Annotated in this window: 14 protein-coding genes and 2 rRNA genes; 5 read left to right on the top strand and 11 right to left on the bottom strand. The window is 51.9% G+C overall.

From position 1 onward, the window contains the following. Positions 1-77: 77 nt before the first annotated feature. Both recJ and GWK76_00850 read right to left on the bottom strand, forming a co-directional pair. Positions 78-1,715, bottom strand: a complete 1,638-nt coding sequence (gene recJ / locus GWK76_00855; GenBank protein QHU91878.1) for a single-stranded-DNA-specific exonuclease RecJ — start codon at positions 1,713-1,715, stop codon at positions 78-80. After that, on the bottom strand, positions 1,715-2,017 hold the full coding sequence (locus tag GWK76_00850; GenBank protein QHU91877.1) for an ArsR family transcriptional regulator: 303 nt from the start codon (positions 2,015-2,017) through the stop codon (positions 1,715-1,717). Before GWK76_00850 ends, recJ begins: the two co-directional genes overlap by 1 nt. 165 nt (positions 2,018-2,182) lie before the next feature. Between GWK76_00850 and priA the strand changes: the two genes are divergently transcribed. The 3 genes from priA to fmt are packed head-to-tail and all read left to right on the top strand — an operon-like array spanning position 2,183 to position 5,602. Further along, positions 2,183-4,126 carry a primosomal protein N' gene (gene priA, locus GWK76_00845; GenBank protein ID QHU91876.1) on the top strand — a complete coding sequence of 648 codons (1,944 nt, stop codon included), beginning with the start codon at positions 2,183-2,185 and terminating at the stop codon, positions 4,124-4,126. Between the two features lie 23 nt (positions 4,127-4,149). Then, the gene (gene def, locus GWK76_00840; GenBank protein ID QHU91875.1) at positions 4,150-4,725 is read left to right on the top strand and encodes a peptide deformylase; all 576 of its coding nucleotides are present in this window, start codon (positions 4,150-4,152) and stop codon (positions 4,723-4,725) included. Position 4,726: 1 nt separating this feature from the next. After that, positions 4,727-5,602, top strand: coding sequence for a methionyl-tRNA formyltransferase (fmt, locus tag GWK76_00835; protein QHU91874.1), 876 nt, complete (start codon positions 4,727-4,729; stop codon positions 5,600-5,602). Positions 5,603-5,634: 32 nt separating this feature from the next. Here the strand turns inward: fmt and GWK76_00830 are convergent, their stop codons facing one another. The 5 genes from GWK76_00830 to GWK76_00810 all read right to left on the bottom strand — a co-directional run bounded on the left by GWK76_00830 (position 5,635) and on the right by GWK76_00810 (position 11,598). Next, positions 5,635-6,084 (bottom strand): hypothetical protein, encoded by a 450-nt coding sequence (locus tag GWK76_00830; protein ID QHU91873.1) that lies wholly within the window; start codon positions 6,082-6,084, stop codon positions 5,635-5,637. A gap of 164 nt (positions 6,085-6,248) precedes the next feature. Then, positions 6,249-7,883, bottom strand: a complete 1,635-nt coding sequence (locus tag GWK76_00825) for a hypothetical protein (protein ID QHU91872.1) — start codon at positions 7,881-7,883, stop codon at positions 6,249-6,251. 245 nt (positions 7,884-8,128) lie between these two features. Further along, positions 8,129-9,895 (bottom strand): translation initiation factor IF-2, encoded by a 1,767-nt coding sequence (locus GWK76_00820; protein ID QHU91871.1) that lies wholly within the window; start codon positions 9,893-9,895, stop codon positions 8,129-8,131. A 69-nt stretch (positions 9,896-9,964) separates the two neighbouring features. Next, positions 9,965-11,035 carry a S1 RNA-binding domain-containing protein gene (locus GWK76_00815; GenBank protein ID QHU91870.1) on the bottom strand — a complete coding sequence of 357 codons (1,071 nt, stop codon included), beginning with the start codon at positions 11,033-11,035 and terminating at the stop codon, positions 9,965-9,967. 122 nt (positions 11,036-11,157) lie between these two features. Beyond that, a complete protein-coding gene (locus GWK76_00810) occupies positions 11,158-11,598 on the bottom strand; it encodes a hypothetical protein (GenBank protein ID QHU91869.1) in 441 nt (146 codons plus the stop codon). A 76-nt stretch (positions 11,599-11,674) separates the two neighbouring features. On the opposite strand from GWK76_00810, the gene GWK76_00805 reads away from it, so the two are divergent. Next, entirely contained in the window at positions 11,675-12,478 is an 804-nt protein-coding gene (locus tag GWK76_00805) for an ROK family protein (protein QHU91868.1), read from the top strand. Then, positions 12,444-12,920, top strand: coding sequence for a hypothetical protein (locus GWK76_00800; GenBank protein ID QHU91867.1), 477 nt, complete (start codon positions 12,444-12,446; stop codon positions 12,918-12,920). Before GWK76_00805 ends, GWK76_00800 begins: the two co-directional genes overlap by 35 nt. A 44-nt stretch (positions 12,921-12,964) precedes the next feature. On the opposite strand, the gene GWK76_00795 is transcribed toward GWK76_00800, so the two are convergent. The 4 genes from GWK76_00795 to GWK76_00780 all read right to left on the bottom strand — a co-directional run bounded on the left by GWK76_00795 (position 12,965) and on the right by GWK76_00780 (position 19,090). Further along, positions 12,965-13,240 (bottom strand): hypothetical protein, encoded by a 276-nt coding sequence (locus GWK76_00795; protein QHU91866.1) that lies wholly within the window; start codon positions 13,238-13,240, stop codon positions 12,965-12,967. 458 nt (positions 13,241-13,698) lie between these two features. Beyond that, positions 13,699-15,534, bottom strand: coding sequence for a hypothetical protein (locus tag GWK76_00790; protein ID QHU91865.1), 1,836 nt, complete (start codon positions 15,532-15,534; stop codon positions 13,699-13,701). A 144-nt stretch (positions 15,535-15,678) separates the two neighbouring features. Continuing rightward, positions 15,679-15,787: ribosomal RNA gene (rrf, locus tag GWK76_00785) — 5S ribosomal RNA — on the bottom strand. Between the two features lie 188 nt (positions 15,788-15,975). Next, positions 15,976-19,090 (bottom strand): 23S ribosomal RNA (locus tag GWK76_00780). Positions 19,091-19,158: the final 68 nt, after the last annotated feature.

The following is a 19,158-nucleotide window of genomic DNA, read 5'->3' as shown; positions in this document are numbered from 1 at the left end:
TTGCTAATTTAACAACAAAAAACTGCTGCGCCCAAGCAACTGGTGATCACCCTCAAACAAAAGTTGTAATTACCACATCAATCCAACAAAGCCATGTGAACGAGCCGCCCCTCAACCGTCCGCACCCCCTGCCATTCGTTGATAGTTGGCTGAAACCACGCTACCACCTCGTCGCCTGGCTCGCAGAAAAACGCCTCGGGCGCATTGAACGCCAGCATTTGCAGCGCCTTGCCATTTTGGTCGCGCAAAGTCAGTTTAACGTGCTGCCCATCCGCGCCCATCCGTCGCGCGCTCAACACGCTCGCTGTAGTGATTTTTACTACAGGCTCGGGATTACCATTACCAAATGGCTCCATTCTTGCCAGATTCTCTACTAATTCCTCATCAATTTCCGAAAAATCAGCAATTTCCACGTCGGCTCGCGGCAGCAAATATCGCTCTTGGTTTGTTAGTTGCAGCGAATCATAAAAATCATTCACGCGACGACGAAAATCACCAATCTTTTCAGTCGCCAGCGTCACGCCAGCAGCCGCCCCATGCCCGCCGCCTTTGATGATAATGTCGTCCGCCGCCCGCACTGCATCCGCCGCTGAAAAATCACCGAAACTACGCGCCGAGCCAGTCGCCTCCTCACCGCGTTCGCCAATGATAAACACTGGCTTGTTATATTTCTCCACCAGTTTCGACGCCACGATGCCGATAACGCCGTGATTCCAGCCGTCGCTACTGACTACCAGCACCCGGTCATTCGCCAATTCCTCGGCTTGCACGCATGCTTCCTCAAAAATCGCGTCCTGAATACCGCGCCGCTTAGCATTTAATTCCTCCAACTTCTCGCTCGCCTCCAGTGCCGCCAGCCCATCGTGCGCCACCAGCATGTCCAACGCGTGCTGCGCCGTCTCCAGCCGGCCCGCTGCATTCATTCGCGGACCCAAACCAAACCCCAAATGCCTGGCATTGACCTGCTCCGGCTCAATACCCGCCACCGCCATCAACGCTTTCAATCCTGGACGTTGTTGTTTTTTCAACACTTCTAAGCCCCAATAGACATTCGCTCGATTTTCATCAGCCAACGTCACGATATCGCACACCGTCCCTAGCGCCACCAAATCGAGCAGCCATTTTTCATAGCCATCAGGCAGCCCGTCCAATTCAGTCTGCAGCGCCTGCACCAACTTAAACGCCACGCCCGCACCACACAAATCACGAAATGGATACGTATGTCCTGGAAACTTCGGATTCACCGCTGCCACACTCGGCGGCGGAGTCTCAGCAACATTGTGATGATCGGTCACCACCGTATCAATCCCCAAGCTAGCGGCATATGCAATCTCCGCATGGCACAAACTACCGGTATCTACCGTCACGATCAAATCCGCCCCCATGTCGCATACCTTGTCCACCGCGCCCATGGTCATACCATAACCTTCAACAAACCGGTTCGGGATGAAAGCGTCAACGCCCTCAAAACCAAACTTACCAAACGCATCCAGCAGCAGCGCCGTGGCGCTCAGTCCGTCAATGTCATAATCACCGTAAATGACGATTTTTTCGCCCTGCTTCTGCGCTTGTTTCAGCCGCGCCACCGCCTTATGCATGTCCGGCAGCAAAAATGGATCATGTTTCACCGCTGCATAATCCGGCTGCAAAAAAGCCTCGCGTGCTGACCGCGTCGCGAGACCCCGCGCCGTCAAAATCCGCTCAAATAAGGTCATCAATCTCTATCAACCGAGCCGCGCTTCGGCCGGGCCGCATGTTGCTGCGACTTAATCACCATACTCTGTAATTCCTTGAAAATCGGGAACTGCTTGTTCGTAAAGTATGCCCGCGAATTACCCTGCTTCTCGCTCCTCAAGAAGCCAACTTTTTCCAGCCGCTTGAGCTCGCGCTGAATGTTACCGGGATCTTCCTTAATCAGCTTCGCTAGGCCACGTACGTGCGTATGAAAATCAGGATACTTGGCATACACAACTACGATTTTGCGTCTCACTCGTGATGTAATAAAAATGTCAAGCATTCTCTCCCCATATTCCCTTTCGCTACCACTCAGTGTATCACAATTTTACAACACCCGACAAGCTTTTTCGACAATTATACGCCCTACACCCTCAGCATACGTGCTTACACCCTAAAACGCTCATGATTATATTCAACCAGCCAGCGCGGTATAATAAAGCAAGACATGTACTACTATTTAGTATCACCGATCAAGATCATTCGTGCCGATGCGCATTCGTTTACCTATGCACACCCCGAGCGGCTGCCAGTCGGTGCGCTGGTCGTTATAGAAGTTGGCTCAGCTCAGTGCGTCGGCATCATTATGTCGGCAGTCGTCAAGCCCGAGTTTACGGTTAAAGAAATTGTCCAGATTTTAGATGACGCTCCCGTGCCGCTACCGCTCATCCAGACGGCTCTGTGGATGAGCAGCTATTATCATACGCATCTCGCAACCGTCTGGCAAACCATCCTGCCACGCGGTTTAACGAAGAAGCGCCGCCACATACCCGCACGCGCCGCCAGTCCGCAGGCCTCACAACCACCGACAACAGCACTCACGCCCGACCAGAGGGCCGCCATCACCGCCATTGACGACATGCTCCCTGGTAGCGCGCTGCTACATGGCGTGACCGGATCTGGCAAGACGCGTGTCTATATTGAACTCGCCCGGCGGCTGATGGACGAGGGCTTGTCGTCAATTATTTTGGTGCCAGAAATCGCCCTCACCTCACAGCTCGTTACCGAATTTGCGAGGTATTTCGACAATATCGTCCTCACCCACTCGCGCCAGACCGAAGCCGAGCGGCACGTGACTTGGCAACATGTTATCAATTCACGCGACCCACCCATCGTCATTGGCCCTCGATCAGCCCTGTTCATGCCCGTCCAGCAACTGGGCCTCATCGTCATTGATGAATGTCACGAACCCAGCTTCAAGCAGGAGCAATCGCCCCGCTACTCAGCGCTGCGCACTGCGGCCATTCTCGCTCGCCAGCACGAAGCCAAGCTCGTTCTCGGCAGCGCCACCCCTACGATCAGCGATTATTTTCTGGCAAAAACCGCTGGCCGGCCCATCATAACCATGCCCACACCCGCCCGTTCAGACGCCGTTAAACCGCGCGTCTCGCTGATCGACATGACCAAGCGTACGAACTTTACTCAGCATTTCTTTCTCTCTGATCAACTACTCACGGCTATCACTGGCTCGCTCAATGCCGGTCATCAAGCCCTCGTTTTTCACAATCGCCGCGGCACCGCCGCTATCACCCTATGCGAACAATGCGGCTGGAACGCCGGCTGTCCGCGCTGTTTTGTGCCACTCACCCTCCACGCCGACCAGCACCAGCTCCTCTGTCATATCTGCGGCTTCAGGGCGTCCGTCCCTACCAGCTGTCCCGAGTGTCATCATGCCGATATCATTCATAAAGGCCTCGGCACCAAGCGCATCGAAGCGGAATTACGCAAGCTCTTTCCCACAAGCACCATCGCCCGCTTTGATGCCGACACGACCGCCGACGATGCGGCCGACAAGCGCTACGACGAGCTCAAAAACGGTTCAATTGACATCATCATCGGCACCCAAGTGATCGCCAAGGGCCTCGACCTACCGCACCTACGCACTGTTGGTGTCGTCCAAGCTGACGCTGGATTGACGCTGCCTGACTTTTCCTCAAGCGAGCGCACCTTCCAGCTGCTGGCCCAAGTCGTTGGCCGCGTTGGCCGCTCTCATCACGCCACCGACGTCATCATCCAAACCTTTCAGCCAGACCATCCCGCCATCCGCGATGGGCTTGCCCAAAACTACACTGATTTTTACGCCCGCACTATCGCTCGGCGACGCGCCACCGACTTTCCGCCATTTACCTATCTACTCAAATTAACCTGCGTCTATAAAACCGAAGCCGCCGCCATCCGCAACGCCAAAAAGCTCGCCCAGACACTGCAGGCGGCCGCCCCGACCGACGTCCGCATCCTTGGCCCAACACCGGCATTTTATGAGCGCGTCCGCGACACGTACCGCTGGCAGCTCATTCTCAAAAGCCCGCGCCGCAGCGACCTCGTCAGTCTCCTTGACCTCGTGCCACCGGCTCATTGGCAGGCTGAGCTCGACCCGACCAGCCTCCTCTAACCACCTGTGCTATAATAATCACAATGACTAAAGACGATATTATTGCCCTACCAAATCCGCATCTCCGCCAAAAATCAGCTAAAATTCACGTCATCACCGACGAGGTGCGCCAGTTATCAGCCAATATGATCGCGGCCGCTCTTGACTGGGAAGATTCTCGTCCCCACGAGATCAGCGCTGCCCTCGCCGCCATCCAGGTTGATCATCTCGAGCGCGTCATCATCGTCCGCAGCGACTTTGACGACAAAGCTACTCGCGAATTCACCACCCTGATCAATCCTGAAATTGTCAAATACGAGGGAGAAATTGTCGCCGATTTCGAAGGCTGCCTCAGCGTCAAGCACGTCTACGGCAAAGTTCCCCGCCATTCTAAAATCCGCGTCAAGGCTCTTGACCTCGACGGCAACGAGATTCGCCTCAAGGCCGAAGGCTTCCTCGCCCGTGTTATCCAGCACGAGATCGATCACACCAACGGCGTCGTCTTTATCGACCATATCCGCGACCAACACGACGCTTTTTACACGCTTGATGATTCTGGTGAATTACAGCCGCTTGATTACGAAGCCGACATCAAAGATAATGCTCAGCTGTGGGGCTAACATGCCACCAATCATCTTTTTCGGCACCGAAGCGTACAGTCTGATTACCCTTAAAGCACTCTACGAGGCAGGTTTTCCCATTCGCGCCGTCATCACCAAACCCGATATGCGTAGTGGCCGCGGCCATAAGCTTACCGAGCCACCAGTCAAAACCTTTGCCCGCCAACATGGCATCCTCGTCTGGCAGCCCAACAAACTCCGTGACCTAATCCCCGATATCACTGCCCTCCAGCCTGTCGCCGGCGTCCTCGTCGCTTACGGCAAAATCATCCCCCAGTCAATCATCGACCTCTTCACTCCCGGCATTATCAATCTCCACCCTTCACTACTGCCAACATGGCGTGGCCCTTCACCGATCGAGGCGGCCATTGCACACCAAGACTCAGAAACCGGCATCTCCATTATGCAACTTGACGCCCAGATGGACGCTGGCCCAATTTACACCCAACACCGTCACCCGCTCACCGGCACTGAAACCAAACCACAGCTGTATGATGAGCTGTTTGCTGCCGGCAGCGACCTGCTCGTGCGCACGCTGCCAAGCATCCTTACCGGTACGCTTCAGCCGACCCCGCAAAACGACACCGATGCCACGTATTGCCAGCTGCTTTCCAAGGATATGTCACTCATTGATCCTGCCACCATGACCGCCGCAGCCGCCGATGCCCATGTGCGGGCGTATCTCGGCTTTCCACGTAGTCGTCTGCGCATTCATGACCGTGAACTCATTATCACTAAAACTCGCGCCTCAGACGCCCCAGCATCGCCGCTGAGCGTCAAGTGCTGTGACGGACGATACGTAACCATCCTCGAACTGATCGCCCCAAGCGGTAAACAAATGACCGCAGAGGCGTTTCTCCGCGGCCATCAAGGCTAAGTTCATGGGCTATAAGGTAGCTAAAAGTCGTTCTAAGCTTGCCCCGGCGCCGAGGATGCACCCATGCCGCCTAAAATAGCCTCGCGGTTAGTTATGATCTCCTTCTTCAGTTCGTCCATTGTCGCCGCTACCACATCGCGATAATCAGGCCGATTTACCTCTAGCCACTTCGTCGCCGCAAACTCGTCTTTTAGACCCGGATTATTCGGATCAGCCTTAGTTGCCTGCACCAACCGCTGAAACATCGGCTCCTGCTGGTAATTTGGCGCATATTTGGCGAGAAACTCATCTACCGCGCCCGGCGCCTTGTCGATAATGTTCGCAAACTCATCCAGCTGCGCGTCGCTCATCCCCTGACTCAACCGCTCGCCGACCCGTAGCTCCAACTCGCTATAAATATGCTGTAAAAACGGCTTCTTCTGCTCATCCGGCAGTTGGTCTAGTCCTAATTCTTTCAAAAAATTATCATCTAGTTGGAACATATCGTCTCCTTTGCTTCACTGCTCTTCATTCTATTATATCAATTCTTCATATTTATACCAACTTACTAGCGATTGCAGCCAAGAGACCCGACCCATAGCCGCTAAAGATCTCACTCGATATGCCCACCTCTCTACAAAACCTGCGCTTTTGCCCTGCGGCACTCTCACCTCTTTCCTGCGTTTGTTTTATTTGTTAGATAGCTCGTTATTATACGGCTCATTAATGCCGTACCGGATGGCCCCCAGCCAAATATCTTCCTTATACTGGCTACTCCCTTTTTTTCCGAGCCATTTTTCAACTCAAGGTCACTCCCCTGTTGCTTCTGCTTTGGGTCATCGCCTTCTCGCCCTGGATCTAGTTTGGCTGCTTCACCATCTCTATCAACAGTCAGGCGCGGTGGCTTATTATTCTGCCACCATGCAAACTCATCAAGTAACTTCTTTTCTTTTGATAGATGAAACTTTCTCACTTGCTCTGACAAGGAGGGCTTGTCAAGTTTCTCCTCCGCCTCCTCGAGGGCAGTAATAATATCACGCACTTTACTGAACCACGAGATCAGATCATATTTAGAGGCATCTTCTTCATAGCTATTCAGAAATTCTTTATGCTTTTCATACTCCTGCTCGTAAGCCTCTCTCAGTTTCTTGACCTCGGCAACTGTTGTCAAGCGATTCTCTCTAGCACTATCATTCAAAGATACTTCTGGCTTCACAGCGCTAGACCGTCGTGATTGCTCACTATTATCCGGTCCGCCTGAAGCACCGCCGCCAAATATATCAAGCTGCTTATTAATCTTATCAATCATACCGTCTACTATTCCAATACGATGTAGCAGCCGACGCCCCTTTTCACTTTTCTTATCTTTAAGATCATCATACTCTTTCTGCAAAGCACGTCGCCGGGCCTCTAATCGACCGCGGTGATCCTTCAGCATCTTGATTCTCTGCTCCTCCTCGGATGGCTCACCTGCGCTCTCCGGCCCGCCTTGACCACCGCCGCTCTCACTGGTCGCCGGTGCTGGTCGTCCGCCAGCTTTCAATGGATCAGTAGCCGAACTGTCGAGAGCGTCGTTTAGACCCTTCATCAGCTGTCGCACTTCACGCATCAGTGCAGCTTTGCTTACGGGATCAATATTTGGGTTGCTAATAACTGCTTGCGCGTCGCGCATAAAGCCAACGGCTTCATTCATCAACTCTTTTTTTCCAGACCCTTCCCCTTCACTACCTGAAGCCCCCTCTGGCCCCCGCACCGGCCTCACTGGAGCTGTTGGCACGGTCTGGGTTGGCTCGGACTGTGCTGCTGGTGTAGACTCTGGGGCTTGAGGTGTGGCCGGGAAAGAAAGAGTTCGCTGGGTGGCTGCTTTGGCAGCTTTTTCTTTAGCGACATTTTCGGCGTTATCCATGATCTTAGTAAGCTGACGGATACGTTGGTCGATGGCTTCTTGGCCTAGCTCGTGCTCGTAGGTTTCGGTTCGGTCAATGAGTCTTTGGAGGATCTCGTCTTGGAGATCGCCAGCCATGGTCTTGTCACCACGAGCAAGGGCTTCTCCGGCAGCGGTTGCAAGGTCAATGAGACTCGTGGCCTCACGTTCACGGCGTGCTTCGTTGAGGGTTTGGTCGTAGAGGTCTTCTTCGGATGAAAGTATGTTGCCATTTGGATCTTTGCCGTATTCGTCGGGGCGTTGGTTGAGATAGGCTTCCAAGTCATCTTGTGCGAGTTGAGCTTCTTCCAGTTGCTTTCGTCGGGCTGGATCAAAGAGTGCTTTGGCGTCGAGATTGTAGGCGTCAAGTTTTCCCATAAAGCGAGGGTCTGAGTCTACGTCTAGGGTATATGACGAGGAGGTTGCGGCCTCTGGGCCGAGAGACTCAGGGGAGGATGTTGGCAAGCGGTTTGGGTTTTGAGGCATTGTGGTGGTTCCTTTCTGGGGGGATACGATGGTCGGCATTTTTGCTACCGACTAGCTTATGTTTTGAATGGTAGCAGATTTAGGGGGGAAAGTCAATAGATTGCTGCCCGTCGGACAGAAATATGATAGATATTGTCCTACAGCGTCTTCTTCACCAACTCCCGCGTAAAGAACTCCAGCGTGTCACCTTCCTCGACAACAACTTTTCGCGTAGTTTTGAGGCTGAGCCCGCACATTTCACCTTCAAACACTTCTTTGGCTTCCTGATGTTGACGCTGAACGGATGATACTTCAACCTCGGCGATGTGCTCATCGCCGCGCTTCAGACGTGCCAACAGACCCTTATAAACCTTACCCGTCATCATTTCACCACCAGCGATCACCTCTTCGCGCACCGTTCGGAACACGCCCTTAACACTCAGCTGGCCGACCTCGGTCTCGACGACCTCTGGGGCCAGCAGTGCTTCCATGGATTGCTTGGCATTATCAAGTAGTTCATAAATCACTCGATACAGCCGCACCTCAACGTGCTCACGCGCCGCCAGACGCTTCACTGCCGGCGGCAACTCGACATTAAAACCATAAATGACTGTGTTTTCGCCAACCGCCAGGTGAATGTCATTTTCTGAAATATTACCAACCCCGCTACCGATGACATGTAGATCCACCAAGCCGCCCGTATCAATCAATTTCAGACTATCAATTACTGATGTTAATGACCCCTGAACATCAGCCTTGATGAGAACATTGAACGACTCAGCGTCATGCTGCTGACTCATCATTTTCAAAATATCCGAGCTGGTGACATTGGTGCTGGCAGCCATTTTTTCCTGCTCTAAGCGCGCCGCCTGCGCCAAATGCCGTGCTTCTTTCTCGTTTTTGGCCAACCGAAAACTATCCCCAAACTGCGGCAGCTCCTTAAATCCAGTTACATTAACCGGTGTGCTTGGGCCCGCCATTTTCATTGTCTGACCACGAAAGTCCGACATTGTCCGTACTCGACCGTACGCCATACCAGCCACTAGATAATGCGCTGGTTTCAGCTGACCGTGCTCAACGAGTAGCCCGACCACTGCGCCGCGCCCGATTTCCATATGCGCCTCAATCACCAACCCCTCCGCCGGAACGTCCTCATCCGCCCGCAGATCTTCCATATCTGCCACCAGTAGCACCATATCCAGCAACTTATCCAAATTCTGACCGGTCTTGGCACTAACTTCCACCATCACCGTATCGCCGCCCCACTCCTCAGGATTAAGGCTGTGTTCAGATGCCAGCTGCGTTTTTACCAGCTGCGGGTTGGCGGTATCTTTATCAATTTTGTTGATCGCCACCACAATTTTGGCATTAGCCGAACGAGCAAATCGAATCGCCTCGACTGTCTGCGGCTTGACACCGTCGTCCGCCGCCACCACGATGATCACCACATCGGTCAGCACCGCGCCGTGCTGCCGCAATGCTGCAAATGCCTCGTGCCCCGGCGTATCCAGCAGCGTAATCATCCGCCCATTATGCTTCGTTTGATAGGCGCTAATGTGCTGCGTAATGCCACCGGCCTCGCCTGCGGCGGTCTTGTTACCCAAGACGGCATCCAGCAAGCTCGTCTTGCCGTGATCAACATGCCCCATCACCGCCACAATCGGTGGACGCGGCACTGCCCGTTCCGACAGCGTATGCTCCACACGCGTATGACCAACGGCCGCTTCCTTTTTCTTGAGCGTAACCTCAAGGCCCAGCTCTTCAACGATGATCGACGCCGTCTCAAAGTCCAGTCGCTGATTAATCGTCGCCGCGATACCATTCTTAAACAGCTCGCCGATGAGCGTCGTGACCGGTAGGTTCAAGGTGGTAGCGAGCTCTCCGACGGTTACTGAATCTGCAATTGCGACAATCTTTTCTGTCATCTGCTCGTGCTCCTTTCATCGCCCGCGTGACACCTCGGCGAACTGTTTACATTACTCTTTTTCTATAGGCTATTTTTTCTTGCCGCCAGCCAGCGACAGTGAAATCTTGCGATTATCTTTATCAATTTCGAGCACGGTAAAGGTCTTGCGCTCATTTAATGTAAAGACTTTCTCTGGGTCAGTCCCATCGCCACCCAGCTCCGAAACGTGAACGAGAGCCTCAACAGCTGGACTTAGCTGCACAAACGCACCAAACGGCGTAATCCGTGTGACTGTGCCTTCGACGTCCTCACCTGGCTTAAATTGTTCTACCTCATCGAGCCATGGGTCTTTCGTCAGCTGCTTCATACTCAAGCTGAGGCGCTCCTTGTCGATAGCGATAATCTTCGCCTCCACGGTCTGGCCAACCTTGACGTAATCACTCGGATTGTTGACCCGCTCCCAGCTAATTTCTGAGATGTGAATCAGTCCCTCAATTCCCTCAACATTCACAAATACGCCAAAGTCCACCACGCCAGTCACGATACCCTTGACAGTATCACCAACCGACAACTTCTCAAACCGCTCCGCCAGGCCTTCTTTGATGGCCTCCTTTTCGGAAAAGATGAGCTTGTTCGCCTTGCGATCAGCGTCCAAAATCCGGACGCGAATTTCCTTGTTCACCAGCGTATTCAGCCGCTGCAAGATCTCATCCTTATCGCTTGAACCAACTCGCGGGTAATGCTCAGCCGATAGCTGCGATACCGGCAAGAAACCGCGCACCCCTTCATATTCAGCCAATAGACCGCCACGATTGGCGTCATACGGCGTCACTGTTACAATTTCACCGCTTTCCAATTTGGCGGCGACCTCGTCCCAACCACGATCGCGCGCCGCTTTACGCATACTGAGCAGTGAGTAACCGTTGTCCAGCTCAACCTCGACAACACTCGCAGTTACCTCGTCGCCTTCTGCATAATTGTTCGACATACTTACCTCACGGCGCGGCACCAAGCCAACGCCCAAAGGCCCCAGATCAATCAGAACTTCGTGTTTCTTTATTGATAAAATAGTTCCGTGCACAACCTCGCCTGCGGTTAGTTGCTTCACGGAGTCGCTCGCCTGAGCAAGCAGATCGTCCATGGTCAATGGATTTGCCATACGTCCAAATAGACTCCTGTATTACGTTAATATTCTTATCCAAGCGGCCTGCCAAAACAGCTACCTCTTGGGGATCTCGTTTTATTATATCGTAGATAGTGCCCCGAGTAAAGAGAAGGAAGCTAAACTACCAACATTGACCGACGATACGCAAAGCCCGCAGCCACAATCAGTCCCAACACGAAGCCAGCTGCCAACGAGTCAGCCGGCCCAGTTGCTGGCAAGCGGGATGACCCACGGCTATTGCTTTGAGCTGGCGGCGTTGGTTGATTCTGCGCGTGTTGTTGAGGCTGCTGCTGCGCGGACTTGTTTGACTCAGCTGAAGAAGTGTCTTTTTTCTCATCGCTCTTCTCGTTCTTCTTCTCGGCCGATTTATCGTCAGTTTTCGTGTTGTTCGTCTCTTTTTGCTGCTCACTCGTCGCAGCATTTTCCGTCGATGAGGCGGCCTGGTTCTGTGCTGATAATTGTCGCAACCCGTGTAGCGTTGCCAAAGCGATCGCCGCCAAAATAACCCCTACAATCACGTAGATTACAACATATCCTCGCTGGCGGTTCTGCTTCATACCATTATCTCCCTGATGTTACTAGTACTTACTGTACCATATTGTCACCACTCTCGTAAAGGGGTATACTAGTTTCATGATTATTGCGATTGATACTGGAGGCACAAAAACATTGGTCGGACGATTTACCGACAACGGCACGCTAGAGACAACAACTCGGTTTGCCACCCCAACAGATATTACAGCATATATCAAACAAGTCGTTGAAACCATTACCGTAATTGCCGAGGGCGCACCTGTTACAGACATCTCGATCGGTCTACCCGGCACCGTCACTGGCGGTGTCGCTACATATTGCATTAACCTCGGCTGGTGCGAGGTGCCCATCCGCGACCTCCTAGCCGAGCACTTTCCCGACGCCCAAATCATCCTCGAAAATGACGCCAACCTCGCTGGCCTCGCCAGCATACGTCGCCTTGAACCACAGCCAGCCTGCGGCCTCTACGTCACTATCGGCACAGGCATCGGCACCAGCATTATCCTCAACGGCACACTCCACCCCAGCCTACGTAGCAGTGAAGCCGGTCATATGCAAGTTGCGTATCAGTCAACCATTGATTCGTGGGAAAACCTCGCTTCCGGACGAGCGCTCAGTCAACAGTTTGGTGAATTATCGGACGCAACGCCGCCCGAAGCTTGGTTTGAGGCTGCCAAGAGACTCAGTTTAGGACTGCAGGCACTGATCGCTGCTATTCAGCCAAACGTTATCGTTATCGGCGGCGGTATCGGCCGCTACACCGATAAATTCTCTGCGTCACTAGCCGGACTTATCACCGAGAAACTACCGTCATTTATCACCTGCCCGCACATCGTTGGTGCAGCACACCCCGAGGAATCTGTACTCTATGGTTGCTACGATAACGCTATCGCCCATCGTTAAGCAGCTGGCCAGCGACTATCCAGAGTATCAGTTCCAGGCTGGCGATGTTTTTTCGTGGTCGCACCGTTCACGGACTATCACTTATATTAACAAGGTGTCACCAGCCGCTATCGCCCAGCTGCTCCACGAAACTGCCCACGCCATCCTGGGCCATCAGCACTATACTCGTGACATCGACCTCATCGCCATGGAGCGCCAGGCCTGGGAGCTAGCTGTCCATCGGTTAGCCCCGCGCTATAACATTACTCTGGCCATGAATGACGACGTCGTTCAGGATACGCTTGATAGCTACCGCAAGTGGCTACATGCCCGCAGCACGTGCCCAACATGTAGCGCTGTCGGTATAGAAATCGCCAAGCACCACTATCGCTGTCTCCACTGCGCTAGCAACTGGCGCGTCAACGAAGCTCGATCCTGCGAACTCCGCCGCTACCGCAAATAGCCCTCTATGGAAAGAGGGCTACCGCATCATTTTAAGCAGTGTGGCTACGCGGCCAGTGTCACGTCGTCTTGAGCCGTTGCCTGCACTGTTGATACTGTCGTTGTCGGATTAACGGTTGTCGTGGCCGTCGTCGTTACCTTACGCCGACGAGAAATGCGACCACCTTTAGCACCAGCGATCCGTGCCAGAGCTGGGTTTGCCGCAAAGCCACCGGTCCGTCCGTTCCGACCGCCCTTCGCGCCGATCTTGGCATAAAAGTCTGGGTCACGCGCTAAGTTTTTCGCTGCCGCTTTCATACCGCCAATTTTTGTACCTGCCATGTGAGTTTTCCTCCCGAATTAAAAAGATTTCCACATCATCTACTATGGAAACCCTCGCCTTTATATATCACACATGATATGTGTTATGTATGCATATTATCATACTGCTCATACTTTGTCAACATTTACATAAGCCGTTTTTATTGTGAATAAAATATTGCAATCAGCGATTTACTTCGCTATAATGAGATCTGTCACACCTTGTGACGGCACCTGTTGGAGCTTAGAAATGATGAGTTCCACCACTCAAAAACCACCCTTTCTGCGAGATGGGTGGTTTTTGATTGTGAAAGGAATTTCGCCAATAGCTAAAATTATCTAGGTCAAAATTACTCCGACGACGAGAAAAATACATATACCCACCTTCAACTTTCCGACCACAAAGCCCGCGTCTATAGAGCTATCTCAATAACAAAGACGCGGGGCCCCCGACTATACCATCCTCACTTCAGTACCGATTAATGCACCGCCAACAGCTGCGCCGCCGGCCCAGCACCAGCTGTCATCGCCACAAACTGTGCTCTTGTCCAATAGAGTCGTCCCGAGATCGGGTCATTAACATAAAATCCAAGTGGATCGTGCGGTTCACCCCGAACCCCAACAATGAGACGCACATGCATCGGTATCGGCCCACTGACCGTCCGACCTGACGGCGTCCTCCAACTATCAATTTTTGCGCCAATCCGCCATACGCCCCACGCAATGACTGGATTACCATTGTGAATTTGCTGTGCTACGAAATTCGCATTGGCGCCATATGCCACTGACGTTCCGCGGCCATATTGACCGGCCGCCCGCGCCACCGGACCGGCATATACACCCCAGCCCGTTCCCGCACCTTGGTTGCCGTTTACGTCGCCCACAAACTGCACATTCGGATCGTCCCACTCATTTGTCGCCTTGTCTCGTGGTCGTGGACGATACCCAAAACGCTGCAAGATATTCCAATCACTATCATGCACACCACGATATGCCAAGGCCATACGCAGTGAGGACGCTTCGCAGCTTTGGGCGTACGCCTGACGATAGAATGGTACGTTATTGAGTTTGACGACCCGTGAATTAGTTGTGAACGATGTCGCAATTCGCTCCACACTCGGCAGTCCAAACACTGGCTGTACGCCTGGCTCTGCCCAAACCTGAACTTGCCGCTGAAAGCCCATATTGACCACCCGAGCAACCATCGTATTACCACGCCAGGAAATACTCTGAACTGTACCAGATGAAGTCCTGAGACGGTCCTGGGCGCTCTTGTGGTCAACTGCCTGATCAAAGGTTATCTGTACATCCTGCGCCGCTTGATCAACAGTGGTTCGCCACGGGGACGCCCCTGCACCACGCACATGCCCATTAGTGGTAAATGTCTTTTTTACTTCCTCGACGAGAACACCTCCACGAGCTGTCCGCAAGCCTTTAGGAATGGTGTATGTGTACGTTTTGCCCGGCTCCAATTTATCTGCCTTAAACACGTACTCGGTATCGCTCCGCCACGAACCATTACCAGCCGTGTCAACCGCTATATTTGACCGATCCTTTGCATCAATTGCTTCCTGAAATGTCAACTTCAATTCGTCTGATGGCGTCACTGAATGCTCTTTAATCGGTGAACCAATCGCTGGTAGCGGCGCACTTTTCACCGTAAAACGTTTTAACTCTTCCTTCTGGGCTTTATCGTATAACTTGAAGGTATACTGCGTGTCAGGTGCTAGTAGGCCAGCGTATTTCCATGAAAATGTTTGATCATCCGACGACTCACGCTTCAGCTCAAGCGCTGGCTCAGTCGTCAATTCTAGATCACGCAATTTACCCGCCCGTGAGCCTAAACGCACCGTCAACGCCTGATCCATCGCGATCACTTCTTTACCATCCAGTGACGCCGTGTCCACTCGTGGTGCTTTTTGCGTCTTGAACGATACATCATGGATCGTTGCATGACCAAACAGCGAACGTCTCACCCCCGGGAACGCCACGGTGTAATTTGTATCAGCTGTCAGTGGCTGGTCGGGCGTAAACTCCATCTCAAAAACGCCGAACAGCTGTCGCTTTTCGCGCCACACGCCACGCACTTCTGGTGTAATCTTCGGTTTTACTTCGCCCAGTTGCTGACTAAACTTTAGGCGAACTGGACGGTCGACTTCCTGTAGGGCTTCATCGGACACACGCTCGACGCTGACATTACCACGTGTTGTAATAACAAATAACGTCCCAACTACTATCACCGCCAAGGCAACGATACCGCTACTAATAATAACCCACGATTTTGGCCGCCTTAACCAAGACGCGCATATCGCCACACCCCCCTACGTTCCGGCCTAAGGGACTCTGGCTGTTCTGTTTGTTTTTTATCCATTTCCCCATCATTATATCATACTTATGCTACTCGCAAGCACCTCTGGCAAAACTGAAAAAAGACCCCCTATTCGGAAGTCTTTTTTATAATTCGGCACCGTGCTAGTTTCCCACTTTCGCAGTATAATCGCCGCTGAGGAGCTTAACTTCTGTGTTCGGGATGAGAACAGGTGTTTCCTCCTCGCCATGGGCACCGAAGGAGGGGGTTACGACGCTTGGTTCCGCATATACTCCGCGGTGGGCCAAACCCCTTTCTTCGATGTCCAGTTTACTGCACGGAATTGAATTGTTAATTGACTGGCACTCGTTGAAAAGCACCAATTACTAGTCAAGTCTACCTTATCCGCGAGCGTTATGCAAGCATAAACGCTAGCAGACAAGGACATAAAAAGGCAATGGGACTATTAGTACGCTTTAGCTCCATGCATTGCTGCACTTCCACCTTGCGCCTATCAAACAGATAGTCTTTCTGTGTCCTCATAGGGAAACCTTATCTTGAGGTTAGTTTCGCGCTTAATATGCTTTCAGCGCTTATCTAGTCCGCACATAGCTACTCGACAATGCAGCAGGTGGCCACAATCGATACACCAGAGGTGCGTCCGCCCCGGTCCTCTCGTACTAGGGGTAGATCCTCTCAAGTTTCCTATCGTCCATACCGGATATAAACCGAACTGTCTCACGACGTTCTGAACCCAGCTCGCGTACCACTTTAATCGGCGAACAGCCGAACCCTTGGAAGGTGCTCCCCCTCCAGGATGTGATGAGCCGACATCGAGGTGCCAAACAGCGCCGTCTATGTGAACTATTGGGCGCTATAAGCCTGTTATCCCCAGGGTAACTTTTATCCGTTTGCGCTGTCGATCCCACATTCATGTACAAATGTACGTACAGCGGATCACTTGCTCCGACTTTCGTCTCTGATTGGAATGTACTCCTCACAGTCAAGCTGGCTTATGCGCATACACTATCACTTCGATTTCCATCCGAAGTTAGCCAACCTTTGAACGCCTCCGCTACTCTTTAGGAGGCAACCGCCCCAGTTAAACTACCCACCATACACGGTCCGCTAACCGGATAACGGTCAGCGTGAGAACACAATCACAACAAGGGTGGTATTTCACTTGGTGACTCCACAAATACTGGCGTATCTGCTTCAACGTCTCCCACCTATGCTACACATGTTGAAACCGTATTCAATGTAAAGCTGTAGTAAAGCTCCATGGGGTCTTTTCGTCCTGGTACGGACAGACGGCATCTTTACCGCCAATGCACTTTCACCGAGTCCTTCGCTGAGACAGTGCCCACATGATTACTCCATTCGTGCGGGTCAGAACTTACCTGACAAGGAATTTCGCTACCTTAGGACGGTTATAGTTACCGCCGCCATTGACTAGGGCTTCAGTTCGCACCGTGAAGCGCTCCCCTTAACCTTCCAGCATTGGGCAGGAGTCAGCCCCTATACATCCACTTTCGTGTTAGCAGAGACCTGTGTTTTTGATAAACAGTTCCGTGGGCTCTTTTGCTGCGGCCCCCACATCGTTAGATACAAGAGATTCGCGTTCAAAAGAGCAATTCGTTTGCTCGTGTCTCAGAAAATTCGTTTTGTGATTAAAAATGTACTCTTTAACCTATTATTCACTGAGTGAACGCGGCTGATATCCACCGAAGTGGGGGCAGACCTTATCCCGAAGTTACGGTCGCTGTATTGCCGAGTTCCTTAGCGAAGGTTCGCTCGTAAGCCTGAGTCTACTCGACTCGAGCACCTGTGTTGGTTTGCGGTACGGGCGGCTAAGTCCACGCGTACACCTGCTTTTCTAGCCAGGGCTTTCACCAAAATCGCGACTCCGAAGAATCACTTTCACTCCCTTTGCGTTCCCGCTCGGTTGGACGGATAAACCATGAATCCGCTTCGATTACTTCCCCGTGAACAGTGTACAAAACTTAACCGGTTCAGGAATATTAACCTGATGTCCATCGCCTACGCTCTGCGCCTCGGCTTAGGCCCGACTAACCCTGAGATGATTACCATGGCTCAGGAAACCTTGCTCTTACGGCCGAGAGGATTCTCACCTCTCTTATGGTTACTCATTCCAGCATTCTCACTTCCTACCGCTCCACCGAACCTTCCGATTCGACTTCACCGCTGATAGGAACGCTCCTCTACCACGCCAGATAAATCTGACATCCATATCTTCGGTATAACGTTTTAGCCCCGTTACATTTTCCACGCAAGATCTCTTGACTAGTGAGCTGTTACGCACTCTTTAAATGAATGGCTGCTTCTAAGCCAACATCCTAGCTGTTTAAGAAATCTCACCTTGTTTCCCACTGAACGTTAATTTAGGGACCTTAGATGATGGTCTGGGCTGTTTCCCTTTCGAGCACCGATCTTAGCACCGATGTTCTAACTGCCGTGGTTACACACATGGTATTCGTAGTTTGTTAAGGGTGGGTACAGTTGCCCGCCCCAGTCCTTTACAGAGCTCTACCCCATGTGCTACTAACACGACGCTAGCCCTAAAGCTATTTCGAGGAGAACCAGCTATCTCCGAGTTCGATTGGCATTTCACCGCTAACCACAAGTCATCCAAACACTTTGCTGCGTATCCTGGTTCGGTCCTCCACCACCTGTTACAGTGGCTTCAACCTGCTCATGGTTAGGTCACCCGGTTTCGGGTCTAATCCTTACAACTAAACGCCCTATTCAGGCTCGCTTTCACTGTGGCTCCGTCAATTGACTTAACCTCGCTGTAAAAATTAACTCGCTGGATCGTTCTACAAAAAGCACGCCGTCACCGGACAAGCCGGCTCCGACTCCTTGTAGGCACTAAATTTCAGGATCTATTTCACTCCCCTCCCGGGGTTCTTTTCACCTTTCCATCGCTGTACTAGTTCACTATCGATCGTATATTATATTTAGCCTTGGCTGGTGGTCCAGCCAGATTCAAACAGGGTTTCTCGTGCCCCGTCCTACTCGATAAAACATACATAAGGTCAGCGTCGTTTTCGCGTACACGGCTTTCACGTTCTTTGGCTAGTCATTCAAACTATTCTGCTAACCACGCAATTTCTTACCTTACTACCAGTTAATAGCCTGGTATCGCAAATCAGATACCTTCAAATTGTTCTGAAGTTCTCTGACTTGGTCATATGTAATATCACAACCCCTTATTAAGTATTCGTCTATCAACTTATTTGCCTAAATAAATAGGCAAAAACTTAAAAGGTTTGGGCTGTTGCGATTTCGCTCGCCACTACTTTCGCAATCGTTATTTACTTTCTCTTCCTCATCCTACTAAGATGTTTCAGTTCAGATGGTTCCCGCTCGCTTGCCTATGTGTTCAGCAAGTGGCAACATGACATGACTCATGCTGGGTTTCCCCATTCGGAAATCCCCGGATCAAAGCTTGTTGACAGCTTCCCGAGGCTTATCGCAGTCTTCCACGTCCTTCATCGGTAATATACGTCTAGGCATCCATTTAGTGCCCTTGAGTACCTTTTTATGCATTGACTTAACTAGTAGTTGCTACCTTGCAATTACTGTTACCGTCAATTAAAAACTCAATTTC

The sequence above is a fragment of the Candidatus Saccharibacteria bacterium oral taxon 488 genome, assembly GCA_010202465.1.
Classification (GTDB): Bacteria; Patescibacteriota; Saccharimonadia; order Saccharimonadales; family Saccharimonadaceae; genus Nanosynbacter.
The sequence above is the reverse complement of the archived record's forward strand: the minus strand, read 5'-3'. Positions and strand labels throughout refer to the sequence as shown.